A 24,064-nucleotide genomic window follows, 5' to 3' on the forward strand; every position below is an offset into this window, starting at 1 on the left:
ATCGGTTCCACCCCGTGCTGGACGGCCCCGGCTGTCAGCCCCGGCAGTGGGCAGGGGGCCGCAGCGCCCGTCCACCGTCCCCCTGCCAGGGGGGACCCTGGGGTCCTCCACCCCCACCCGGCGGTGGGGCGCCTGTGTGCGGGCCACTGGGCCACGGCACCCGGCGCCCCGCACAGAGGCGGCGCAGGTGCCCCCAGACGGGGGATTCAGCGGACCGGGTCCGGCGCGCCCAGCAGCAGCGGTTGCGTGGGCGTCTGCCCGGCCGGCACCAGCGAGGCTGCCGTGATGCCCGCCAGTCGCACGCCCCGGCCCGCGAGCAGCTCCGGCGTCAGGAGCCGCGCGGCGGCGCGGGCCAGATCCGGCGCGGCGTGAACCGGCAGCGGGAGGGTGACCCGGCGCGTGATGACGCTGCGGTCGTCGAACTTCAGTTTCAGCACCACCGTCCTGGCCGCCAGCCCGGCCCGCTCCAGGCGGCGTTCCACGCCCTGCGCCAGCACGGGCAGCCGGGCCGCCACCGCGTCCACGCCACGCAGGTCGTGCCCGTAGGTCTCCTCGGTGCCCACGCTGCGGTGCGGGCGGTCCGGTTCGACCGGGCGGTCGTCCAGCCCGCGCGCGATCCGCGAGAAGTGCGCGCCGTGCACCCCAAAGCGCGCCGTCAGGGCCGCCGGGTCGGCGGCGCGCAGCTGCGCACCCGTGTGAATGCCCATCCCGGCCAGTTTCGCGGCGGTCGCCGGGCCGATCCCGTGAAAGTCCCCCACCGGCAGTTCGGCCAGCAGCGCGTCCACCTGATCCGGCAGGATCACGGTCAGCCCGTCGGGCTTGTGCAGGCCGCTCGCGAGTTTCGCCAGGAACTTGTTCACGCTCACGCCCGCCGTCGCCGTCAGGCCCGTCCCCTCGCGGATCTGCCGCCGGATGGCCTGCGCAATCCGCGTCGCACTCGGCCCGCCCGTCAGGGGCGCGGTGACGTCGAGGTACGCCTCGTCCAGCGACAGCGGCTCCACCAGCGGCGTGAACGCGGCGAACACCGCGCGGATCTGCACGCTCACCTCGCGGTACGCCTCGAACCTCGGCTCCACCACCACCAGCTCCGGGCAGCGCTCCAGCGCGCGGTACAGCGGCATCGCCGACCGCACCCCATAGGGCCGCGCCTCGTAACTCGCGGTCAGGACCACCGACCGACGCCCACCCCACGCGACCGCCACGGGCCGCCCCCGCAGCCGCGCGTCGTCCCGCTGCTCCACCGACGCGTAGAAGGCGTCCATGTCCACGTGAATGATCTTGCGGGGCGAGGGCACCCGCCCATGCTAGAGCGAGCCGGGTCAGTCGAACTGGATGAAGATGGCCTTGAGGTACTGCGCTTCCGGGAAGGTCGCGTGGTGGTCGGGGGCGTGCTGGCTGGTGTGCAGTTCGCGCCACGTGCGGCCCGAGCGGGTGGCGGCGCCCCGCACGGCGTCCCAGAATTCCTCGGCGCTGACGTGCGCGGAGCACGAGGCGCTCAGGAGGATGCCACCCGGCGCGAGGCGGCGGATGCCGTCGGCGGCGAGTTTCCCGTACGCGCGGATCGCGCCGGCCCGTTCCGTCTCGCGGCGGGCCAGGGAGGGCGGGTCGAGGATCACGAGGTCGAAGTCACGGTCGGTCTCGGCCAACCATTCGAACACGTCGGCCTGGACGGTCTCGTGCGGGGCGCTCAGTTTGGGGTTCAGGGCGTAGTTGCGTTCGGCGCTGTCCAGCGCGTGCGCGCTGATGTCGAGGCTGACGACGTGCGCCGCCCCGCCCCGCGCGGCGTACAGCGAAAAGCCTCCGCTGAACGAGAAGGCGTTCAGGATCCGGCGGCCCCGGGCGTACTTCTCTACGCGGCGGCGGTTGTCACGCTGGTCGAGGAAGAAGCCGGTCTTCTGGCCGCGCAGGACCTCCGCCTCGAAAGCCAGCCCCGTCTCGTGGAACACGACCGTGCCACTCCCGACACTGCCCGCCAGGAGCTGCCCGTCGAACAGGCCGTCCTCGCGCGCGCGGGTCTGGATGTTGCGGCTCAGGCGCAGCACCAGCGCAAAGTCCGGAAAGCGCTCCGCGAGGAGGCCCAGGATGCGCTCCAGGTGCGGGAACCACGCGGCGGTGTACAGCTTCACGACCAGCGTGCTCGCGTAGCGGTCCACGACCAGTCCGGGGAAGCCGTCGGACTCGCCGTTCACCACGCGGTACCCGTCGGTGTCCGGGCCGAACAGCGGCGCGCGGCGCAGCAGCGCCTCGTCCAGCCGCCCGGCCCACCACGCGTCGTCCAGGGTGGCCGGGGTGCCCTGGTGCAGCACCCGCACGCGCAGCGGGCTGTCCGGGTCGAACAGCCCGATCGCCAGGAAGCGGTCGCGGCGATCGTAGATCACGGCGAGTTCACCCGCGTCGCCGTCACGGTTCTGGGCGCGCAGGCTGGACTCGTACACCCAGGGGTGCCCGGCGCGCACGTGCGCCTCGGCGGCTGGGGAGACCCGCAACCTCAGGCGGGCACGGGTGGGGGCGGCGGGAGCGTCCGGCATCCCTCCAGGGTACCGCACGGGCCACAAAATGCGGGAGGGGGCGGGTGCCACGCGGGCCCGCCCCCTCCCCTGCCGCGCCCGACTCAGGCGGCCGGCACGTCCCGCTCCGGGCGGGGGGCCAGGGCGCGCAGCACCAGCGGGGCCAGCACGGTCGTGAGCAGCACCATGAGGAGCACCTCCGCGTACACCTGCTTGCCGATCACGCCCGCCGCGAGGCCCAGGCTGGCGACGATCAGGCCCACCTCGCCACGCGGGACCATGCCCACGCCGACCAGCAGCGACTGCCGCCCGCCCATGCTGCGCGCGCCGATCAGGCCGCCCGCGACCTTGCCGATGACGGCCAGCACCGTCAGGATCAGGCCCGCGACGATCACGGTGGTGTTCCCCAGCACGCTCAGGTCCAGCTGCAAACCCACGACCACGAAGAACACCGGCGCGAGGAAGGACTCCAGCGCGTGCACCTTCGACTCGAATTCCAGTTCGTCCTTCACCTCGGCCAGCACCATGCCGGCCAGGAACGCCCCGATGATGGGCGCGAGACCCGCCACGGTGCTCAGCGCGGCCACGCCCAGGCCCACCACGATCGCCACGTTGAACATGCGCGACAGGCTCAGGTTCCGCAGACGGGGCTGGAAGCGGCGGATCAGCGGAATGCCCACCGCGAGCACCAGCGCCACGAAGCCCACGCTGAGGCCCAGGATCAGCCCCACCTGCCCGGCACTCATGCTCTCCCCGGCGCCCAGGCCGCTCACGACCGCCAGCAGCGTCAGGCCCAGGATGTCGTCAATGACGGCCGCGCCCAGGATCACCTGCGCGAACCGCGCGTCCAGCACGCCCATCTCCTGCAACACCTTCGCGGTGATGCCCACCGACGTCGCCACCAGCGCCGTTCCCACGAACAGCGCGCTGACGTTCTCCTGCCCCTGCCACAACCCGAAGCCGAAGCCCAGCGCCAGCGGGAACACGATGCCCAGCACCGCCACGAGCAGCGCCTCCTTCCCCACCGACAGCAGATCCCGGAAGCGGGTCTCCAGCCCCACCATGAACAGCAGGAACACCGCCCCCAGTTCCGCGAGGCTGAGCAGGAACTCGTCCGGACGCACCAGATTCAGCACGCTCGGCCCGATCAGGATCCCGGCCAGCACCTGCCCCACCACCGCCGGAACCCCCAGCTTCGAGGCCACCGTGCCGAACACCGCCGCGGCCAGCACCACCCAGAACAGACCAAACAGCAGATCCGCCGTTCCCGCCGAACTCGCCGCCAGCGCGCCGCCCGACAGCAGCACGCCCAGCGGCAGCGCCGCACGCCAACCCGATCCCTTGAACACCACCATCACCTCCACACCTGAAAGAGCGAAAAGCAAAAGGCATGGAGTCAGGCCAACTTGACCTGACTCCACCCCGGCGGCCTATGGGAACCGCACCCCGCCGCACCGAAGCGACGAACTTGCTCTCCATCCTAAAGGAGCAGGCCCCGCCTTGATCAGAATCTTAATGTCAGGTGAACAGCGGGGGGGGTGCCCAGGGTGCGCCACATGAGAGACCGGGGCCACCCTACAGTGAGCCTCGTGAAACTTGCCACTCCCCTCCTGCTCCTGACCGCCACCCTCATGACCGCCTGTGGCGGGGGCAAGACCGCGAACACCCCCGACACCACCGGCCCGCAACTCACCCTGACCCAGAGCGCGCCTCTGGAAGACGGCACCGTTACCCTGACCGCCGCCGCCACCGACGACAGCGGAATCAGCAAAGTCGAGTTCTACCAGAACGGTACCCTGCTCGGCACAGACACCACCGCCCCCTACACGTATCCGGTCGATCTGGTCAACGACAGCCGAAGCGGATACACCGCCAAGGCGTACGACACCAAGGGCAACGCCACCGTCACCGCCACGTTCAACGTCACTACCAAGTACCAGGGGGGCTGGTACTGGGTGGCGACGGATGGCAGCGGCGGCGTCATCGCAGACGGCATTTCCACCTTCATCACAGAGGTGCCGGTCAATGGACAGCAGGTGGCCGGGGGCATCTACTCGGATACCGATCAGACCCGCCTGGGCATCAGTCTGATGGGGCCGATCTTCAGCACCACGACCCTCGAAACCGCCTTCACAGTCAGCACCGACAACGCGGATCTGTACCTCGCCGCGCAGGATGATGACGGGACCATCGGTACCTACGAGGGCCGCCCCGTCTTCGAAGGACGAGGTGCCATTCTCGACACCGCGACGTCCAGCAGCATTCCCGTCTACTTCGGCATGCTTCAGATCAACACAGATGTAGACGCGACGGTCAACACGCAGACCCAGACCACTCTGCGGGCCATGCTGAAAGGCAGCCTGAGTGCTCAGCGCCTGAACCGCCCTGCCCGAGTGGGAGTGGCCCTACCCAGCACCCTGAACGTCAAGCTGCCCGACCTCAGCCGCTTCAAGCTGCCCCAGTAACCTTCACGGAAGCAGGGCGCCCCCTTCCCGGCGGGCGCCCTGCTTCTATCCTGCTCGGGTCAGTCGGCGGCCTGGTCCGCGCCGTACACTTCGATGATCCCGGCGGCGCCCATGCCCCCGCCGATGCACATGGTGATCAGGGCCTTCCCGCCGCCACGGCGCTGCAGTTCGTAGATGGCGGTCGTGGCGAGTTTCGCGCCGCTGCACCCCAGGGGGTGGCCCAGGGCGATGGCGCCGCCGTTGACGTTCATGATGTCCTGGTTCAGGCCCAGTTCGCGCGCCACGGCGAGGGACTGCGCGGCGAACGCCTCGTTCAGCTCGATCAGGTCGATGTCGTCGAGGGTCAGGCCGGTCTGCGCGAGCACCTTCGGCACAGCCTTCACAGGGCCGATGCCCATCAGTTCGGGCTCCACGCCTGCCACGGCGAAGCCGAGGAACTTCGCCAGCGGTTTCACGCCGAGTTCCTGCGCCTTCTCGCCGCTCATGATGAGCACGGCGGCCGCGCCGTCACTGAAGGGGCTGCTGTTCGCGGCGCTGACGGACCCGGTCGCCTTGAACGCGGGGCGGACCTTCGCCATGTCCGCGAGGTTCGCGTCCCGGCGGATCAGTTCGTCCTTGTCGAAGTTCACGGTCTCGGACTTCATCTTCGTGCCCTTCAGTTTGTCCACGCGGACGGGCACGGGCACGATCTCAGCGTCGAACTTCCCGGCGTCCTGCGCCGCTGCGGCGCGCTGGTGGCTGCGGAACGCGAACGCGTCCTGATCCTCGCGGCTGATGCCGTACTTCGCGGCGACGTTCTCGGCGGTCATGCCCATGCCGATGTACGCGCCGGGACGGGCGTCCACCAGTTCCGGGTTCGGGCTGGGGTTGTGGCCGCTCATGGGCACGAAGCTCATGCTCTCCACGCCACCGGCCAGCATCACGTCCGCCTGCCCGGTCTGAATGGCGGCCGCGGCCATCGCGATGGTCTGCAGGCCGCTGGAGCAGAAGCGGTTCACGGTCACGCCGCCCACACTGTCGGGCATCCCGGCGCGCAGCGCGGCCAGACGGGCCACGTTCAGCCCCTGCTCTGCCTCGGGAATCGCGCAGCCGAGGTACACGTCCTCGACCAGGGCGGCGTCCACACCGGCGCGCTTCACGGCCTCATTCAGCACCAGCGCCGCGAGGTCGTCGGGGCGGGTGTTCGCCAGGGTGCCTTTCACGCCACGACCAACGGGCGTCCGGACGGCAGAAACAATAAAGGCGTCACGCATCAGGGTTCTCTCCTTGCACCGTCGCTCTCGGACGGTTGAGGTTGAATGGGTCCAGTCAGGGACTGAACGAGGTTGAACTTGAGCCCGCTCATCCCGCCACCTCTGGCAGCACCCTGCCGATGAAGGTGTCGAGTTGGGCGTCGTACTGTTCGGGGTTGATGTTCCACACGCGGATGTGTTTGCCGCCTTCGACCCGGTGGTATTCGATGAGGTCGGGGCGGGCAGCGGCGAGCGCGTCGGCCTGACTGACCGGGATGGTGCGGTCGCGCGTGCCGTGCCACATGAGGATGGGGAGGTTGAAGCTGGGTGCGGCGCGGATCTGGTCGACGGTGTCGAAGTCCTGGCCGCTGCGGCGCGTCACGACCCACTGGGTGAAGGTGGCGACGTGCCGCGCGAGGAAGGGTGGGAGGCCGAAGCGTTGGCCCTGGGAGAGGATGGTGGCCCGCCAGTCCAGCGCGGGGCAGTCGAGCATGACGCCCGTGACGGGAATCGGGTACGGCTGGTGCCGGGCGCGCAGGGCGCTGAGGGCGATGTTGCCGCCCATGCTGAACCCGTACAGCACGGCCCGCCTGTACCCGGCCCCCTGCGCCCAGTGCAGCGCGCTGATGACGTCCTCGGCTTCCTGGTCGCCCAGGGTCAGGTAGCCGCTCTCGCTTCGGGGGGCGCCGTGGGCGTTGCGGAACGTGACGAACAGGCTGGCCGCGCCGGTGCGCCGCAGCGCGGGCAGCATCCGCAGCGCCTGGGCGCGCTGTCCGCCGTGACCGTGGATGACGATCACGACGGCGTCCGCGCGGCCGGGGGCGTCGCCGCTGGGTGGAATGTGCCACGCGGGCATGTCCCCCAGCGGGGTGTGCACCTTCGTGTCCTCGAACTCGACGCCCAGCTGGGCGGGTGTGCCGTTGTACACGAAGGTGCTGGCCCAGGCGAGCGCGCCGTTGGGCAGCACGCCGCGTTCCTCCTGCACCGGGCGGCGCACGAGGGTGCCCACGACCTGCCGCTCACCCAGGACCGCGTGCCCCTTGTTCGGGAGCAGTGGCACGATGCCGATGGGGCCGCGCGACAGCGTCTCCGCACTGGCGGGCAGGTACACCTCGTTCCCCCGCCGACCCACCGGCACGAACACGCCCTTCACCCAGCGGGTCTTGCTGCGCAGGGTGATATCAGCTCCCACCAGCGCACCCGCCAGCACCACCCCGGCGTAGGCCAGGGCGGCCCAGCCGAGGGCGCGGCGTTTACGGACGTTCAGGAGTCGGTCGGTCAGGCGGGTCATGAGGTCATCCTGTCAGGCGGGGGCTTCAGTTGCGCAGGGGTTTGCCGGTCTTGAGCATGTGGTCGATGCGCTGCTGGGTGCCTTTCTTCCCGAGGAGGGTGAGGAAGGCTTCGCGTTCGAGGTCAAGGAGGTGCTGTTCGGACACTTTGGCGGTGCGGTTGTTGCCGGTGCCGCCGCTCAGGACCTTGGCAAGCTGTTCGGACACGACGAGGTCGTAGTCGGTGATGTAGCCGCCCTGGTGCATGCCGTGCAGGGCGCTTCTAATGGCGCCGATGGCGGCGTCACCCATGACGGGGATGTCCTGGCGGGGGGTGGGCTGCACGTAGCCGGGGGCCAGGGCGAGGACCTGACGCTTGGCGTCCTCAAGGATGTGGTTCTTGTTCATGGCGACGGTGTCGGTGTCGCGCAGGAAGCCGAGGTTGCGGGCTTCGAGGGCGCTGGTGCTCACCTTGGCGGTGCCGATGAGTTCGAAGGCGCGCTGCACGGCGGGCAGCAGGGTGGCGCCGAGGCGCTGGCTGGGCTGCTGCATGTCCGTGAAGCGCAGCAGCATTTCCTTGGTGCCGCCGCCGCCGGGGATCAGGCCCACGCCGACTTCCACAAGGCCCATGTACAGTTCGGCGCTGGCGACGACGTGGTCGGCGTGCAGGGTGAACTCGGCGCCGCCGCCGAGCGTCAGGCCGAAGGGGGCGGCGACGGTGGGGTGGGGGCTGAAGCGCAGCGACGTGGTGACCTGCTGGAACTGCTTGATCATGTCGTCGAGTTCGTCCCACTCGTCCGCCTGCGCCTGCGAGAGGATCAGGGGGAGGTTCGCGCCCGCGCTGAAGTTGTCGCCCTGGTTGCCGATGACGAGGCCCGCGTAGCCCATGTCCTGCACGAGCTTGTGGGCGTCCTGCACGGTGCGGAGCTGGTCCTCGCCGAGGGCGTTCATCTTGGCGTGCCATTCGGCGAGCAGCACGCCGTCGCCCAGGTCGATGACGCTGGCCCCGGCGCGTTTCTTGACGATCTTCGTGGCATCCTTCTTCAGGTCGGTCAGGATGAAGTACGGGGCCTCGTACGCGGTGGGCTGGCCCCCCGGGGTGACGATCTCGCCGCCCTGGTAGAAGGCGTCGCGGCCACTGGCCTTCATGGCGGCCAGCAGCGGGGGCAGGGTGCGGCCCTCGGCCTCGAGGTTGGCGATGACGGTCTGGACGCCCAGGGTGTCCATCGTCTCGAAGGGACCCTGTTCCCAGCCAAAGCCCCATTTCAGGGCGTTGTCGATGTCCTGGAGGCGGTTACTGACGTTGCCGGCCATCTTGGCGGCGTACCAGAAGCCGTCGTTCATGACGCCGCGCAGGAAGTCGCCTTCCTTACCTTCGGCGCCGTACAGGGCCTTCACGCGCTCAGCCAGGGCGCGGCCCTTGACGGCGTCCACAGCGGCGACCTTGACCTTGCCCTGGTCCTCGTACTCGAAGGTGTCGAGGTTCAGGTTCAGGATCTTGGTCTTGCCCTTCTCGTCCTTGGTCTTCTTGTAGAAGCCGCTGCCGGTCTTGTCGCCCAGCCACTTCTTCTCCTCGACCAGGGTGCGGAAGGCGGGCGTGAGGGTGAAGTCCTCGTCGTCCGGCGTGGCCTTCCCAAGGTCGTTGGACACGTGGTAGATGATGTCCAGGCCGGAGAGGTCGGCGGTGCGGAAGGTGGCGCTGCTGGCGCGGCCCAGGGCGGGGCCGGTGAGCTGGTCCACCTGCGCGGGGGTCAGCCCGGCCTTGACCATGTGGTCCATGGCGCGGACGATGCCGTACACGCCGATGCGGTTGGCGACGAAGCCGGGCACGTCGTTGGCGACCACGATGCCCTTGCCGAGGGTGGTTTCCGCGAACTCGCTGAAGGTCTTCACGATCGCCGGGTCGGTCTTGGGCGTGGGGATGACTTCGAGGAGGTGCAGGTAGCGGGGCGGGTTGAAGAAGTGCGCGCCCACGAAGCGGCGCTGGAAGTCCTCACCCCGGCCCTCGATCTGGAGGTGCATGGGGATGCCGCTGGAGTTGCTGGAGATGATCGCGGTCTTCTTGGCAACGGCCTCAACCCTCGCCCACAGGTCGCGTTTGGCGTCGAGTTTCTCGATGATCGCCTCGATGATCCAGTCGGCGTCCTTGAGTTTTTTCAGGTCGTCTTCGAGGTTCCCGACCTGGATCAGGGCGGCGCGGGCCGGGTCCATGAAGGCGGCGGGGCGGGCTTTCAGGGCGCGCTGCACGCCCTGCTTGGCGAGGAAGTTGCGGTCGGGGTTGTCGGGCAGGACGATGTCCAGCAACATGACGGGAATCCCGGCGTTGGCGAGCTGGGCGGCGATGGCAGCGCCCATGACGCCTGCGCCGATGACTGCGGCTTTCTGAATCTTCATGCGACCTCCTGCGAGATACCTATAAAATTAGACTCGGTTCAAGTTTAAGACCGCGGCGGGGCGTTTGTCCACCAGCCCCGCAGGCCCGTCAGCGCCCACCGTCCCGCCTCCAGATACGCGGGCCGGCCCTCCCGCACCGCGAACGCCAGATCACCCAGCGCGCGGCACAGCGCGTACCATGCCGCGCGCTCCCACACCGCCCCAGACGCCGGGTACGCCGCCTGCGCGGCGTGCCACAGCACCGGGTTACCCCAGTGGAGCAGACCCGCCAGGTCCCGCGCCGGGTCCCCCAGCGCCGCGTCCGCCCAGTCCAGCACACCCGAGAGGCGTCCCGCCCCGTCCAGGTGAACGTGCTCGGCCGCGAAATCCCCGTGGATAGGGACCGGCCCCACCTCCCGCAGGTCGGGCACCGCCTGCACACGCGCCGCCCACCACGCCGCGTCCGGCAGGACCCCTGCCACCGACGCGACGTGCAGGTCGTCCAGCGCGGCGTTCTGCCAATCGTGCCCGGTCGGGTCGAGATCCACGCTTAGCTCGGAGCCCTGCGGGTTCAGTCTGTGCAGGTCGGCCAGCCAGCCCCCCAGTGCCCCACCCAGCGCGCCCGGATCGGATAGCGGCTGCCCCAGTGCCGACACGCCAGGCACGCGGCGGGCCACGCTGAACCCCTCCGGGGCCAGGGGCGCCGGGTCACTCAGGCGCATCACTTCCGGCAGCGCCGCGCCGGGCAGCCGGGGGGTCAGCCACGCCAGCAGCCGGGCTTCGCGCCGCAGGGCCTCTCCCCCGCCGGGCCAGCGGGGCAGACGAACGACGCGGTTCCCCTCCAGCGTGTAGGCGCGGTGGTCGCTGCCCACGCCCAGCAGGCCCACGGCGTCCGGCGGGGCGCGCAGCAGGGCCGCCACCTGCCGCGCACTCAGGGCCGGAAGTTCAGAAGCGGTCACGCCTCACAGTCCAGCACGCCCCGGTTCCGCGGGGTTACTTGATGAAGCCTTTCACCACGAACACCAGCGCCAGCCCCGCCAGGGCCAGCAGCGCCGCGCCGCTCAGGCGGCGGTCCGTGCGCCAGCCCGCTGCCGCCACCCACAGCGCCGCCAGGACCGGCACGGCCGCCACCCACACCACGCCCACCCACGCGTAGTCCGGCAGCAGCACCCCCACCGCCAGCAGGGCCACGCCCACCCAGAAGCCCAGCGGGTACAGCCACGCGGGCAGCCCGGCCAGTTCGGTGTTGTCCCTGCGGTCCGGGGCGCTCACGCCTGCCCCCAGTACTTCCACAGGAGTTGCAGGGCGGTGAAGATCAGCAGCAGGCTGAAGAACAGCTTCAGTTGCGCGGCGGGAATGCGGCTTTGCAGGCTGGCTCCGGCGCGCGCGCCGATCAGAACGCCCAGCGCCACCCCGGCCGCCAGGCGCAGGTCGAGCAGGCCGCCCGCCTGGTACACCAGCGCGTTGCTGACGGCGGTCAGGCCCATGATGAAGGTGCTCGTGGCGATGGCCTGCCGGATGGGCACGCCCGCCATGAGGTTCAGCACCGGGACCTGCACGGTGCCGCCGCCGATGCCCAGCAGGCCGCTCATGACGCCCGCGAAGGTCATGGCCGGAGGCACCAGCCGCGAGGGTTCGCGTTCGACCTCCACGCGTTTCAGGCCGCGCAGGAGGTTGTAAGCGGAGTACAGCAGCAGCGCCGCGAACACGGTCGCGACCGCGCGCGCCGGGAGGATCAGGCCCAGGAACGACCCGGCGGCCCCGCCGACGATGGTGTACGGCGAGAGCAGGTACCCGGTCCGGGCGCGCACGAGGCCCTGCTGCAGGTAGCTGGCCGCGCCGCTGAGGCCCACGGCGAGCACGCCGATCTGGCTGATGGCGACCGCCTGCGCGATCGTGATGTCCCGCCCGAAGTGCGGCAGCAGGAATTCCAGCGCGGGGACGACGACCACGCCGCCACCCAGGCCCAGGATCGCGCCGAGCACCCCGGCGAGCAGGCCCACGCCGATCACGGCGAGCGTCACGGCGCTGATCACGCGCGGCCCCGCCCGGCGGGCGCGGTCAGGAGGCGGACACGGGTTGAACTCACGTCCCGGAGGCTAACACGGCCTGTGGGGCCGCGGCGGCCGGCCACCGGTTCAGGCTGGACACCGACTGCACGCGCCTCGCCGACCTCCTGTGCCCCGCGCGACCCCGGGGCAGGAATCAGCGGCCCGCAGGGCGAGTCCTGCGCCTGCCCGGCCAGGGCGTCCGGTGCGGTCAGTTCGGCAGGGGGGCCAGGGTGCCCATCAACCGCTGCTCCCAGTCGGGGCGCAGGCCCAGCTCCTGCTGCGCCCGCTGCGCCGCGCCACTCAGCGCCCGCTGCGCGGCCACGCGGCCCTCCAGCTCCAGGGTGGCCGTCACCAGATACTCCACCAGCGCCTCGTCACAGGGATCGATGTCGAGCAGCCGGGCGGCCAGATCGGCGCACTTCTGGTACTCGCCGCGCTCGCTCCAGCGCTTCATCAGGCTCAGGCCGGATTTCATGACAGTCCACTCCAAGGCGTCACGCTCCTCGCGCACCCACTGGGTATCGACGTCCGGCAGGAAGAGGCCGGGCAGAGACCGGATGGTTTCGGCCACCTCATCCTCGCTGTCGGCGCTGAGTTCCCGCTGAGTGAATTGCAGGTCCCACTGAAACAGCGCGCCCTCGCAGCTCACCCGGTACTCGCCGCTGCCCTTGTCGAGCAGGATACGCAGCCACGGCAGGTGCCGCGACAGCTCGCGCTTGGCCTGATGGAAGTAGTTCGCGGCGCGCCGGGGGTCATCGTCCCCCCACAGGGCGGACAGCAGCTGGCTGCGGGTGGCCGGGCCCCGCAGCAGCAAAAAGGCCAGCAGTTCCACCGTGCGCCGCATGCCCAGCCGGATCTCCTGCCCGTCCACCAGGACGGCCGTCTGCCCCAGGGTGCGCAGTTCGATCAGGAAGGGTTCGTCCGGGAAGGCCGCGCGCCAGTCCGCCTGGAGCGCCTGAGCGGCCAGCGACGGCCGGCGTGACTGCAGCAGCGGCAGCAGGTGGGGCAGCAGACGCAGCTCCGCCAGGAGCACGGGGCTGCCGTGCGCGTGTCGCGCCTGCAGCGCATCCTCCAGCGCGCGCTGCGCCGAGGTCAGATCCGGCAGCAGCGCCGCGCTGCGGTGCAGGTCGCACCAGGCGGTCTCCCGCGTCAGGTGCAGGGCCACGAAGGCGGCACGCGCCAGATTCAGGTACTCCAGGGCCTGGGTGTCCCCGCGCGCGGCGTGCCAGGCGCCCAGCCGCAGGTCCACGAGCGCGCGCAGGTAGGGGGTGGGACTCAGACGCTGCGCGCGGAGCAGTTCCGCGTGCGCGGCGCCCCAGGCCTGCTGCGCGGTCAGCAGCGCCGCGCGCCCCAGCGCCGCCTGACACTCGGTGCCCAGTTCACCGCTGCGCTGGGCCAGCCGCCGCGTCTCCTCAAACGCGGCCATGGCGGTCTCCCAGCGGCCCCGCGCGCAGGCCAGCTGACCCAGCAGGAGGTGGTGCCCCCCCGCCGCGACCGGAGCGCCGTCCAGGTGCGGCCGCGCCTGCTCGAGCGCCTGCGCCGCCAGGTCGAACTGGGCGGCGTCCAGAGCGATGCGCGCCTGGGCGTGCAGGGCCAGCAGGCGTTCGGGGCCCTGCGCGTGGGTCAGGGCGCTGCTCAGGTAGTGCTGCGCGGGGGTGCTGAGCCCCAGCTGGGCATAGGTGGAGGCCAGCAGCCGCGCCGCGCGGCAGCGCTCGGGCCGACTGACCGCCTGGGGACTGAGCAGGACCCCGGCCGCCGTGAAGTGGTCGTGCGCGCGGCGCAGCTGGCCCTCGGCCAGGTCGAGCGCCCCCAGTTCCAGCGACAGGAGGGCGCGGTTCTCGGCGCTGTACTCCTGCGCCAGCAGCGGGGTCAGGAGCGCCCGCGCCGCGCCGGCCTCACCCGTGAAACGCAGCGTGCGGGCCAGATCGACCGCCGCCGGGACGCAGCCGCACTGCACGGCCTGGGTGAACAGGTCACGGGCGGTCAGCAGTTCACCCCGCAGGAAGTGGGCGCGGCCGGCCGCATGCACCTCGGCCGCCTGCAGGCCGACAGGAGCATTGTGTGCACCAGCCTGACCGTCCCCGGGCGGGAGGAGCGGAAGTCCTGGATTCGACATGAGAGCACCTTACCGGTCGTTCACGAACTTGGCGCCGAAATTTAGCATAGAGCCTCGTAAATGAAGATTCGCTCATGGAAGCGTGGACACCAGGTAAACATTCAGTGAGGCCAGTCAGGACCTAAGTGAGGCCAGCAGCAGCGCCTCCTACGGTTCAGTCACGCTCTGGAGGGCGTTATCCGTGTGCATGACTGCCCCTGATCTGGTCCGTCCACCTCCCCCCGAATCCTGCGCGAGCGCCCATACCCGGGGCCCCTGATCCCGCCCCGGTCAGCGGCCCTGTCCACCCCGCGCCCCGCCCACCAGAGGTGATCCATGCTCACGAACAGCCTGGCCCGACTGCTGTCCACCGCCGCCCTGAGTCTGCTCTCCGCCGCCCTGGCTGCCGGCACGCCCGCCAACACGCCCATCTCGAACACGGCCAGCCTCACCTACCTCGACGCGCTGAACGTTCAGCGCACCCAGCCGTCGAACGTCAGCGTCGTGACCGTCCGGCAGGTGTACGTCGTGAGTGTCGATCCCAGCGCCCCCGAGAACGCCATCCCCGCCGGGCGACAGTTCGCGGCGGCGCCCGGCACCACCACCCGTATTCCCTACGTCGTGGTCAACGGCGGCAACGGCAGCGACACCTTCACGCTCACCACCGTGCAGTCCGGCACCGACGGTTTCGACGTGACCACCCGCCTGCTGCCCGACGCCAACTGTGACGGCGTGGGCGACGGCGCCGCCATTGACGGCGTGCCGCAGGTGCTGGCGGCCGACGCGACACTCTGCGTGGTGATCGAGGCGGACGTGCCCGCCGGCACGCCGGCCGGCGCAGCGGCGAGGTTGAGCCTGACTGCCACCTCGCAGGGCAATCAGGCCGTGACGGATACCGAGAACTACGCCCAGGTCACCGCCGCGGCCACCGGCACCCTGAGTCTCAGCAAGGCGGCCAGTCCCACCACGCCCGTCGCGCCCGGCGGCACCCTGACCTACACGGTCAGCGGCACGGTGCAGAACGCCCCGGCCGGCGCGGTGACCGGCGTCGTCACGGTCGACGGCACCGCGCGCACCGGGGTCCTGATCCGCGACGTGCTGCCCGCCGTCACCTTCGGCGCCGTCACCGCGGCCAGCGCCAGCAGCGGCGCGCCCACGCCCCTGTACTCCACCGACGGCGGCGTCACCTGGAGCGCGGCCGCGCCCGCCAGCGGGGTCAACGCCGTCGGCCTGCTCGTCGAGGGCACCGGCGCCTTCCTGCCGGTGGGCAGCACCCTGACCCTGAGTTTCACCGCCACCATCCCCACCGGCCTGGCCGCCGGCACGACCATCCGCAACAGCGCCGTCAGCACCCTGGACGGCAACGGCGACGGTGACGGCGCCGACCCCGGCGAGACCGCCACCACGCCCGAGACCACCTCGACCGTCGCGGCCGTCACCAGCGTCGCGGTCGGCCCGGCCGACTTCCCGCAGGGCGGTGCCAGCGGCTCGTACACGCTGCTGGGCGCCAGCATCACCCGCGCCGGCGACACGCAGACCCTCACGACCCCCGTCACAGCCGGCACCGACGCCACCTTCCGCCAGACGCTGCAGAACACCGGCAACGCCCCCACCAGCGTGACGCTGGACGTGACCGCCGCGCCCGCCGGCTGGAGCTGCACGGTGGCGAGCATCAGTGCCAGCGACACCCTGGGCACCCTGACGAACCCCGTCACCCTGGCGGCCGGGCAGACCCTGGACTTCGCGGTGCGCTGCGCCGTGCCCGCCGGGGCGGCCGGCACCGTCAACGCGGCCCTCACGGTGAGCGCCACGCCCCAGGGGGGCAGCGCCGACACCACCACCGACACCGTCGCGCAGGTCGTCGCGGCCGCCCCGGCGGTGCTCGGCAACGGCGACCGGGACCCCACCACCCCGCCCGATCAGACCAGCGTGACGGTCAGCACGCCCCCCGGCACACCCGCCAGCTTCCCACTGGAACTGCGCAACGGCGGCGTGAGCCCCGAGAGCTACGACCTGACCAGCAGCGTCAACACGCAGTTCTTCATCGACACCAACTGTGACGGCACGCCCGACGGCGCCGCCATCACGACCACGCCCAGCGTGCCGGCGGGCAGCACCCTCTGCCTGGTGGCGCAGGTGACCGTCCCGGCCGGCGCCGCCGCCGGCACCAGCCCGGCCACCTTCACCGCGACCTCCACCGCCGACCCCACGCGCGTCAGCAGCGTGACCGACGCGGTGCAGGTCAACGCGGTCGCCAGCGGCACCATCGCCCCGGACGGCGCGCAGAGCACCGTCGCGGGAGGCAGCGTCACCTACGCGCACACCCTGACGAACACCAGCAACGGCGCCGTGACCTACACGGTCGCCCCGTACACCTCGGCGCAGGGCTTCACGTACACCTACGCCACCAACCCGAACGGCCCCTTCAGCGCCACGCTGACCGGCACCCTGGCGGCCGGCGCCAGCACCCCGGTTTACGTGCGGGTGGACGTGCCGGCCGGCGTGACCGGCACCCCCAGCGAGGCCGCCACCCTGACCGTCACCCTGAGCGCGCAGGACGCGCCGCAGCCCACCGCGACCGCGCAGGTCACCGATACCACCAGCGTGCAGACCGTCCAGGCCAACCTCGTCAAGAGCGTGCTGCGCTGCCCTGACGTGGCCTGCGCCGCGCCGGCCGCCATCCCGGGCGACCTGGTCAGCCCGGACGACATCCTGCGCTACACCCTGCTGGCCCAGAACACCGGCACCAGCGTCCTGAGTAACGTCACCATCCTCGACGCGGTACCGGCCAACACCACCTTCCTGTCCGTGGCCGCCGCGCCCGGCGTGCTTTTCAGCGTGGATGGCGGCGCGACCTGGACGGCCACTGCCCCCACCAGCCTGCCGACCGGCGAGTTCCTGGCCGGGCTGGACAGCGACGCCAACGGCCGCATCGACGCCGCCGACACCCTCGCCCCGGGCGGCAGCTTCCAGGTGACGTTCACCGTCCAGGTGAACTGACCCCCCGGCGCGGCGCCCCGGCACGAGGATCCGCCGGGGCGCCCGCACTCCACCTGTGTCCTCCAGCACCTGTGTCAGCCCAGACCGGCGCCTCACTCCAGGCCCTCCGGGTGAGCCCGCGCCCACCCTGTCCCACCGCGAGGACCAGCGCACCACCCCCGCTACACCCCCTGCAAAGAGGTGCAGACCGTGCCTGATATCCCGCCGAGCTTCCTCCGGTTCCTGAGTGTCCTGCCGCTGCTGGGCGCCCCCGCCGCCGCGCAGGCCACCCAGGTCAGCAACACCGCCCAGCTGCGCGTGGGTGCCACGCAGCTGCCCTCCAACACCGTCACCCTCCAGCTGGCCCAGGCCTGCCTGCCCCGCGTGAGCCCGGACGGCACGCCCGGCGCTCCGGGACAGCGGGCGCAGCTGCGTACCCCGGGCCTGACCACCCTGCCCTACCGCGTCACGCAGGGCGGCACCCAGGCCGCCACCATCGACCTGAGCGCCACCGCGCAGGGCGTGGAGGGCGTTCAGGTGCGCGTGCAGACCAGCGCCGCGCCCGACGCCACCCCCCTGAGCCAGCTGACCCTGCAGCCCGGCGAGTCGCGCGACGTGACGGTCGCCGTACTCACCGACCGGGCCCTGGCCGGGGACGTGCTCGTGAATCTCGCGGCCCGCTGCGGCGACGCGCAGGATCCCGTGAACACGTCCCTGGTGACCCTGGAGCCCAGCCTGGCCCTGCTGCTCAGCCACACCGTCACGCCCGGCGCGGCCGAGATCGGCGACCGGGCCACCTTCACCCTGACGCTCCCCTCCCCCGGACCGCAGGCGGTCACGCCCGAGTTCCGCGTGCAACTGCCGCCGGGCGTCACGTACCTGCCCGGCAGCGCCCAGCAGGGCGGCGCGCCCGTGCCCGCCACCCTCAGCGAGGACGGGCGGAGCCTCATCCTGAGCCCCACCACGCCGCTGCGGCCCGGCGAGACGAGCACGGTCACCTATCAGGTCACCCTGGGCCCCGCCGCCGTCACGCAGACCGTCCTCGCCGTGGACGCCCAGGCGACCGCCACGCTGAACGGCACCGCGTACCGCAGTCCGGTCGCCACCGCCCGCGTCCGGGTGCGCGCGGCCGTGTTCGACCAGCGCGCCACCCTGATCGGCAGCGTGTACCGCGACCTGAACGGGAACGGCGCGCGTGAGCCCGGCGAGCCCGGCGTCGCCGGCGCGCGCGTCCTGCTGAGCAACGGCGCGCAGGTGCTGACCGACACGCGCGGCGAGTACACCTTCCGGCAGCTGCTGCCGGGGCCGTGGCGCGTTCAGCTCGACCGGGCCGGCCTGGGGCTGGCCGAGTCGCCCGCGCGGCTCGTGGACGTCAGCGGCCTGAGCCGCGCGGATTTCCCGCTGCCGCCCGCCGCCGCCCCCGTGGCGCCCGGCCGCCCCGCCGGGACCGAAGGCACCGGGCTGATCCGCCTGCCGCTGGAGGGCAGCGTGATCCGCAGCGGTGAGCGCGTGAACGTCACGCTGCAGGGCCCGCCCGGCACGCCGCTGCAGCTGCTGGTCAACGGCGAGCCCGTCCCGGACACCCTGATCGGCGAGGCCGGCGCCGACAGTCAGGCCCAGCGCGCGCGGTACGTCGGCGTGCCCCTGCGGCCCGGCCTCAACACCCTGGAAGCCGTTGCCGGGGAGCGGCGTGAGCAGGTGCAGGTCACGCTGGCCGGCGCGGCCACCACCCTCGAACTCAGTCTCGCCCCGGGCACCCAGGCCGACGGCCGCACCCCCGTGAGCGTGCAGGTCCGCAGCCTGGACGCGCGGGGCGTGCCGAGCGGGCAGGGCGCCGTGACCCTGACCCTGCCGGCCGAACCCCTCGACCCGGACATCGACCCGGCCACGCCTGGGTATCAGATCGCGCTGCGTGACGGCGAGGGCCGCGTGCGCCTGACCCCGCAGACGAGCGCCGCGACCCTGACGGTCGCCGCGCGCCTGGGCGAACTGCGCGTCAGCACCCCCCTGACCGTGCCCCCGGCCCAGCGCGATACCGTCACGGCGCAGGCCAGTGTGGGCGTGCGCCTGAGCCCCGGCGGGGAGGCGCAGGCCACCGTGCAGGCCCGCGCCTACACCGAGCAGTCCATCGCGGGCGGCGAGCTGCAGGTCGCCGTGGACACGGCGGGCCTGCCCCGCGCGGCCGACCCCGCCCAGGCGCCCGCCCGGTTCCCGGTGGTCGGCTCCGGGCAGGAGGCGCGCGCGCCCCTGACGAGTGACGTGGGCTTCGCCTTCCGGTACGACCACCCGAACCTGAGTGCCGGGTACTACGACGCGCCCCTGACCCTGACGCCGCTGACCGGGCTGCCCCGCAGCAGCGCCCTGCGCGTCTCGACCGGTGGAAACGGCTGGCAGGTGCAGGCGTTCCTGGCCCGCGTGCCCGGCGGTCAGCTGAGCGAGACCTTCGGGCCGGACGGCGGCCGCACCTACCGCCTGACCCGCAGCGCCCGGCCCGGCAGTGAGGTCGTCAGCGTGGTGCGGGCGGGCGGCACCGACACCCTGACTCCCGGCCGAGACTACGTGTTCGATCCCCTGACCGGCACGGTCACGCTGGCGTCCGGCCTGACCCTGTACGGCCGCGACTTCGAACGCCAGACCCTGATCGTCACGTACGTGCCGGATCAGGCCGCGCCGGGCGCCCTGGCGTTCGGGGTGGGGGCCAGCACCACGCAGGGCCCCTGGACGCTGGACGCCGCTGCCGCGCGCGTCGACCGGGACACCCTCTACGGCGTGCAGGTCGCGTACCGCAGCGCGCAGTTCAGCGCCCGCGCCGCGTACGTCCGTGATCCCCAGCGTCCCGGCGGTCAGCTCAGCACCGACGCGCACTACCGCAGCGGGCCCGTCAGCGCCAACGCCACCCTGAGCTACGCGCCCGTGACCGGCCTGACCGGCAGCGCCGACCTGAGCTACCAGGCCGGTCCGTTCCACACGCGCCTGTCGCACACGGCCCTGAGCAGCGATCAGCGCACGCTGCTGAGCGTCGACCGGGCCCTCACCAGCCACCTGTCCGCCGGGGCTGGCGTGGAACTCGTGTGGCCCGGGACCACCCAGCCCGGCGTGGGCGTGAACGCCGTGGCGCTCGTCCGTTACGCCGGCGGCCCCCTGACGGCCGAACTGAGCCACGCCCAGCCGCTGCTGGGGCCCACCACACCCCAGACGCGCCTGAACGCCAGCGTGGCCCTCAGCGACGACACGGCCCTGCAGGCCCGCCTGATCCAGGACTGGCAGACCGGCCTGACCGGCGAGGTCGGCGTGCAGCAGGCGCTCGGCGCGGCGAATCTGGACGTCACGTACCAGCTGTCCAGCGCCTCCGGGCAGGGATCACGCGCGCGGCTGGGCCTCAGCGCGCCGCTGACCTTCAGTGACGACCTGAGCGGCACGGTCGGGGCGTCGGTCACGCGGGACATGACCAGCGGGCAGCTGGCGCTGGGCGGCACGTTCGGCGTGCGCTACACGCAGGACCACCTGATCGCCACGCTGGGCGTGGACGGCAGCACTGGCCAGAATGGCCTGCTGCTGCTGCGCGGCGGCCTGACCGGCGAGCGCGGCGCGCACACCTTCGGGCTGGACGCCCGCGTGCAGCTGCGGCCCACCCTGGCGCCGAACGTGACCTTCAGCCACGCCTGGCGCGCCGCGAACGTCGCCCTGCTGCAGGTGCACACGCTCGCGCCCTCCGCCGCGAACGGGGACCTGACCCTGTCCGGCGAGGCGGCCCTGAACGTGCAGTGGCCCCGGACACTGCGGCTCGACCTGAGTCCCAGCGTCGCCTACCGCTGGATCCTGCCGCGCCCGGACGCGTCCGTGGTGCAGGCCGGCGTGGGCGTGGGCGTGGGCGTCACCGACCGGCTGGGCTTCGGCGTGAACGGCTTCCTGATCGCCCAGCCCGGCCAGGGCCTCCTGAACGCCGCCTACGGCGCCGAGCTGCGGTACCTGATCGTGGACGGCGTGCGGCTCGTCGCCGGCTACACCGTCACGACCGGCGACGTGAACCTGCCGGCCCTGACGCCCGCCGCGCGCCCCGGCGCATACCTGAGACTCGACCTGACAGGGGGCAAATGATGCAGTGGTTGACGTACCTGATCCGCACGCCCCTGGGGCGCGCCGCGCTCTGCCTGCTGGCCCTGCTGGGCGGCGCCTCCGGCCGCGCCGGCAGCTGCGTGGGCACCGCGTGCGTGGTCGCCGGACCCCGGCTGCTCAGCGTGGACTCCGGCCGCAGCGTCATCCTGAACACGCTCATCGAGGGACTGCTGGGCGGCGGGAACCTCAGCGCGACGGCGCTCGACTGGAACGCCGTGGCGCAGGCGGACGTGCGGCTGGACACCTTCCTGAATCTCCTGCAGGCCCGGGTCAGCGCCGCGAGCGTGCAGGACGCGCTGAATACCCAGATCACGGCCGCGACCCTCTTCGAGGTGGCCGCGCAGGCGGCCCAGGCGGACGGCAACGTGGCCGCCGCCAGCGCCCTGAACCTCCTGGCCGCGCGGGTGGGCGGCCTGAGCGGCACGCTGCGTCTGGGTGAGCTGCTGCAGCTCAGCTTCCCGCCCGGCGCATTCACGGACGCCCGGCTGAACCTGCTCAATCTCGTGCTGGGCGGCGCGCAGCTGTTCAACACCCGCAACGCCGTCACCACCGGCACCACGCCCATCACCCTGACCGGCGTCAGCGTGGACCTCAGCGCCCTGGGCCTGGGCCTGGGCACCGTCACGCCCACCGTGCAGGCCTTCGTGCAGGTGATCGAGCCGCCCGTCTACGTCTGCGGTCCCCAGGGCGCCGAGTTCCACACGGCGGCCGTCCGCGTCAAGCTCGACGTGAACCTCGGCAACCTGAACGTGGGCGTCCCGGCCGCCGGCCTGACGCTGACCCTCACGCGGCTGAACCTGTACCTGGAAGTCGCGCAGGCCGCCGGCACCATCGGCCTGATCGACGCGGTCGCCGACGCCGTCACCCTGAGCGCCACCCCCGGCGTCGCGAAGCTGGGCCTGGGCACCATCCCGGACGCCACCTTCTTCAACCGCACGGTCGCCGATCCCTTCACGGCCCTGACGCCCGCCATCATCGGCACGACGCAGATCAGCGTGTCACTGCCACTCGTCGGGTCACAGAGCGTCAATCTCGACGTGAACGCGCGCGGCCTCGCCAGCGGCACGCCCGGCCCCGGCAGCCTGACCTTCAGCGGCCCCTATCCGCAGACCCAGACCGTCAGCAGCGGCGCCGTGGGGGTGACCAGCCTCGTGACCAGCCTGGTGGACAGCCTGACCCTCTCGCTGACCGTCAGCGCCGGGCAGTCGATTCTTTCCGGACTACAGACCGTGCTGAACGCAGCCATCTCCAATGCCCTGGCCCCCGTCACGTCCACCCTGAAACTGGTGCTCAGGCCCGTCCTGGTCGCCGTGCTGAACGCCGCAGTCGATCAGGTGCTGACCCTGCTCGGCATCCGCATCGGGGAAGCCGTCCTCACGGTCACGGGCGTGAACACCGTCTGCACGGTCACCGGCCGGGTCTACAGCGACCAGCAGCCCGACGGAACGCCCGACCCGGGCGAGACCTGGCCCGGGCCCACCGTCACCGTCAACGCGCTGCGCGGTGGCCGGGTGGTCGGCACCGTCAGCGTGCCCGCCGGCAGCGGCGCGTACAGCCTCAGCGTGCCCGAGAACACCGACGCCCTGCTGCTGAGCACCTCGCCCACCAGCCTCACCCCCACCGCCCCCGGTGGCTTCGTGTTCGTGAACCCGCCCACCGGGCAGGTCACCCTGAGTGTCCCGCCCGGCGCCACCAGCGTGCCGGACCAGAACTTCGGCCTGTTCGCCGGGGACCGGCTGACCACCCTGGTCTTCCGGGACGACGGGCGGGACGCCGTGATCAACGGCGTTCCCGTCAGCGGCGTGCCCCACGACGTGCTGCGCCAGCTCAGCGAGCTGCCGGTCGCGGGCCTGACCCTCACCGCGCAGGGCAGCGGCGGCACCCGCAGCGCCACCACCGATCAGACCGGCGCGGCCACCCTGTACCTGCCCCTGGGCTGGACGGGCGTCACCCTGAGCGCCGGCATCGTCCCCGCCCGCGACGCCCTGACGGGCCTGCGCGTGGACAGCGCCGTCGTCCTCGCCACCGACCCGCTGGGCAGCGGCCTGTCCCCCGCGCCCCTGCCCACGCCCGCCGGAACCGTCCGCGCCGCCCAGCTCGGCCTGACCGGGCGGCCGGCCCTCAGCCCCAACAACGCCGCCAGCACCGAGGCGCCCGCCACCCTGACCTACACGCACCAGCTGGAGCCCGGCACGCTGGGCACCCTCACGCTGAGCGCCACCGGGCCCTACCCGGTCAGTGTGGCCGTGGACCGTGACTGCGACGGTACCATCAGCGCCGCCGAACGCAGCGCCGGCCCGACCCTCACGGTCGACGGCCGCTGGCCCCGCGACGCCAGCGGCCGCCTGCGCGCCTGCGCGGCCGAGACGACCGTGACGGTCCCCCCCACGGCCACACCCGGCACGACCGGCGTCACGACCACGACCGCCACGCTCAACTGGGCGCTGCGCCCCGTCACCGACAGCGCGCAGGCCACCGACACCACCACCGTCATCCCGGGCGCCACCATCAGCAAGACCGTGCAGAACCTCACCCGCCAGGAAGGGCCCGCCGCCAGCGTCGGCGCGCGCCCCCAGGACACCCTGCGGTACTGCCTGAACGTGCAGAACACCACCCCGAACCCCATCACGGGCGCCGTGATCAGCGACACCGTCCCGGGCCCCACGCAGTACGTGAGCGGCAGCCTGACCCTGAACGGCCTCCCAGTCAGCGACATCGCCGACACCGACGCCGCCGAGATCACCGCCGGCACGGTCACGTACCGCCTGGGCACCCTGCCACCCGGCGCCACCGCCCGCGCCTGCTTCGACGTGACCGTCCCCTGAGCGCGCAGGCACCGGCCCGGGCTCCCGGGCACAAGACAGAAGGACGCGGCCTAAGCCGCGTCCTTTCCTTGGTGGAGGCTTGGGGATTCGAACCCCAGACCCTCCGCTTGCAAAGCGGATGCTCTCCCGCTGAGCTAAGCCCCCTCAGCGCCC

14 protein-coding genes and 1 tRNA gene are annotated in these 24,064 nt (G+C 72.1%); 4 read left to right on the forward strand and 11 right to left on the reverse strand.

The window, feature by feature from the left end; translation table 11 throughout:
- Nucleotides 1–206 precede the first annotated feature (206 nt).
- From dinB to AUC44_RS11240, 3 genes are all read right to left on the reverse strand, one after another.
- On the reverse strand, nucleotides 207–1,295 hold the full coding sequence (gene dinB, locus AUC44_RS11230; protein WP_082689041.1) for a DNA polymerase IV: 1,089 nt from the start codon (nucleotides 1,293–1,295) through the stop codon (nucleotides 207–209).
- Between the two features lie 24 nt (nucleotides 1,296–1,319).
- Nucleotides 1,320–2,528, reverse strand: a complete 1,209-nt coding sequence (locus tag AUC44_RS11235; protein ID WP_062158703.1) for a 23S rRNA (cytosine(2499)-C(5))-methyltransferase — start codon at nucleotides 2,526–2,528, stop codon at nucleotides 1,320–1,322.
- Between the two features lie 83 nt (nucleotides 2,529–2,611).
- Nucleotides 2,612–3,862, reverse strand: a complete 1,251-nt coding sequence (locus tag AUC44_RS11240) for a cation:proton antiporter (RefSeq protein WP_082689190.1) — start codon at nucleotides 3,860–3,862, stop codon at nucleotides 2,612–2,614.
- A gap of 234 nt (nucleotides 3,863–4,096) precedes the next feature.
- Here AUC44_RS11240 and AUC44_RS11245 point away from each other — a divergent pair, with 234 nt between their 5' ends.
- On the forward strand, nucleotides 4,097–4,972 hold the full coding sequence (locus tag AUC44_RS11245) for an Ig-like domain-containing protein (RefSeq protein ID WP_062158704.1): 876 nt from the start codon (nucleotides 4,097–4,099) through the stop codon (nucleotides 4,970–4,972).
- A 59-nt stretch (nucleotides 4,973–5,031) separates the two neighbouring features.
- Here AUC44_RS11245 and AUC44_RS11250 read toward each other — a convergent pair whose 3' ends face one another.
- From AUC44_RS11250 to AUC44_RS11280, 7 genes are all read right to left on the reverse strand, one after another.
- Nucleotides 5,032–6,225 carry a thiolase family protein gene (locus AUC44_RS11250; protein ID WP_062158705.1) on the reverse strand — a complete coding sequence of 398 codons (1,194 nt, stop codon included), beginning with the start codon at nucleotides 6,223–6,225 and terminating at the stop codon, nucleotides 5,032–5,034.
- An 88-nt stretch (nucleotides 6,226–6,313) separates the two neighbouring features.
- A complete protein-coding gene (locus AUC44_RS11255; RefSeq protein WP_062158706.1) occupies nucleotides 6,314–7,495 on the reverse strand; it encodes an alpha/beta hydrolase family protein in 1,182 nt (393 codons plus the stop codon).
- A 25-nt stretch (nucleotides 7,496–7,520) separates the two neighbouring features.
- Nucleotides 7,521–9,866 carry a 3-hydroxyacyl-CoA dehydrogenase/enoyl-CoA hydratase family protein gene (locus tag AUC44_RS11260; RefSeq protein ID WP_062158707.1) on the reverse strand — a complete coding sequence of 782 codons (2,346 nt, stop codon included), beginning with the start codon at nucleotides 9,864–9,866 and terminating at the stop codon, nucleotides 7,521–7,523.
- A 44-nt stretch (nucleotides 9,867–9,910) separates the two neighbouring features.
- Nucleotides 9,911–10,804 (reverse strand): phosphotransferase, encoded by an 894-nt coding sequence (locus tag AUC44_RS11265; RefSeq protein WP_062158708.1) that lies wholly within the window; start codon nucleotides 10,802–10,804, stop codon nucleotides 9,911–9,913.
- A 34-nt stretch (nucleotides 10,805–10,838) separates the two neighbouring features.
- Complete coding sequence (locus AUC44_RS11270; protein WP_062159813.1) at nucleotides 10,839–11,117, reverse strand: hypothetical protein; 279 nt, start codon at nucleotides 11,115–11,117, stop codon at nucleotides 10,839–10,841.
- Nucleotides 11,114–11,881: a sulfite exporter TauE/SafE family protein gene (locus AUC44_RS11275; RefSeq protein ID WP_062158709.1), complete on the reverse strand. Its 768-nt coding sequence runs from the start codon at nucleotides 11,879–11,881 to the stop codon at nucleotides 11,114–11,116. Before AUC44_RS11275 ends, AUC44_RS11270 begins: the two co-directional genes overlap by 4 nt.
- A gap of 223 nt (nucleotides 11,882–12,104) precedes the next feature.
- Nucleotides 12,105–14,012, reverse strand: coding sequence for an AfsR/SARP family transcriptional regulator (locus AUC44_RS11280; protein ID WP_157445326.1), 1,908 nt, complete (start codon nucleotides 14,010–14,012; stop codon nucleotides 12,105–12,107).
- 315 nt (nucleotides 14,013–14,327) lie between these two features.
- On the opposite strand from AUC44_RS11280, the gene AUC44_RS11285 reads away from it, so the two are divergent.
- The 3 genes from AUC44_RS11285 (at nucleotide 14,328) to AUC44_RS11295 (ending at nucleotide 23,911) form a co-directional block, all read left to right on the forward strand.
- Entirely contained in the window at nucleotides 14,328–16,991 is a 2,664-nt protein-coding gene (locus tag AUC44_RS11285) for a DUF11 domain-containing protein (protein WP_062158711.1), read from the forward strand.
- 189 nt (nucleotides 16,992–17,180) lie between these two features.
- The gene (locus tag AUC44_RS11290; RefSeq protein ID WP_157445327.1) at nucleotides 17,181–21,068 is read left to right on the forward strand and encodes an SdrD B-like domain-containing protein; all 3,888 of its coding nucleotides are present in this window, start codon (nucleotides 17,181–17,183) and stop codon (nucleotides 21,066–21,068) included.
- A gap of 8 nt (nucleotides 21,069–21,076) precedes the next feature.
- The gene (locus tag AUC44_RS11295; RefSeq protein WP_157445328.1) at nucleotides 21,077–23,911 is read left to right on the forward strand and encodes a DUF11 domain-containing protein; all 2,835 of its coding nucleotides are present in this window, start codon (nucleotides 21,077–21,079) and stop codon (nucleotides 23,909–23,911) included.
- A gap of 69 nt (nucleotides 23,912–23,980) precedes the next feature.
- On the opposite strand, the gene AUC44_RS11300 is transcribed toward AUC44_RS11295, so the two are convergent.
- Nucleotides 23,981–24,055 (reverse strand) — tRNA-Ala (locus tag AUC44_RS11300).
- Nucleotides 24,056–24,064: the final 9 nt, after the last annotated feature.

The sequence above is a fragment of the Deinococcus actinosclerus genome, assembly GCF_001507665.1.
GTDB classification, from domain to species: Bacteria; Deinococcota; Deinococci; order Deinococcales; family Deinococcaceae; genus Deinococcus; species Deinococcus actinosclerus.

Excerpts from the sequence above, each read along its gene's own strand:
- AUC44_RS11255 (WP_062158706.1), bottom strand. The coding sequence starts at position 7,495 with ATGACCCGCCTGACCGACCGACTCCTGAACGTCCGTAAACGCCGCGCC.
- AUC44_RS11240 (WP_082689190.1), bottom strand. The coding sequence starts at position 3,862 with ATGGTGGTGTTCAAGGGATCGGGTTGGCGTGCGGCGCTGCCGCTGGGC.
- AUC44_RS11285 (WP_062158711.1), top strand. The coding sequence starts at position 14,328 with ATGCTCACGAACAGCCTGGCCCGACTGCTGTCCACCGCCGCCCTGAGT.
- AUC44_RS11280 (WP_157445326.1), bottom strand. The coding sequence starts at position 14,012 with ATGTCGAATCCAGGACTTCCGCTCCTCCCGCCCGGGGACGGTCAGGCT.
- AUC44_RS11235 (WP_062158703.1), bottom strand. The coding sequence starts at position 2,528 with ATGCCGGACGCTCCCGCCGCCCCCACCCGTGCCCGCCTGAGGTTGCGG.
- AUC44_RS11260 (WP_062158707.1), bottom strand. The coding sequence starts at position 9,866 with ATGAAGATTCAGAAAGCCGCAGTCATCGGCGCAGGCGTCATGGGCGCT.
- AUC44_RS11250 (WP_062158705.1), bottom strand. The coding sequence starts at position 6,225 with ATGCGTGACGCCTTTATTGTTTCTGCCGTCCGGACGCCCGTTGGTCGT.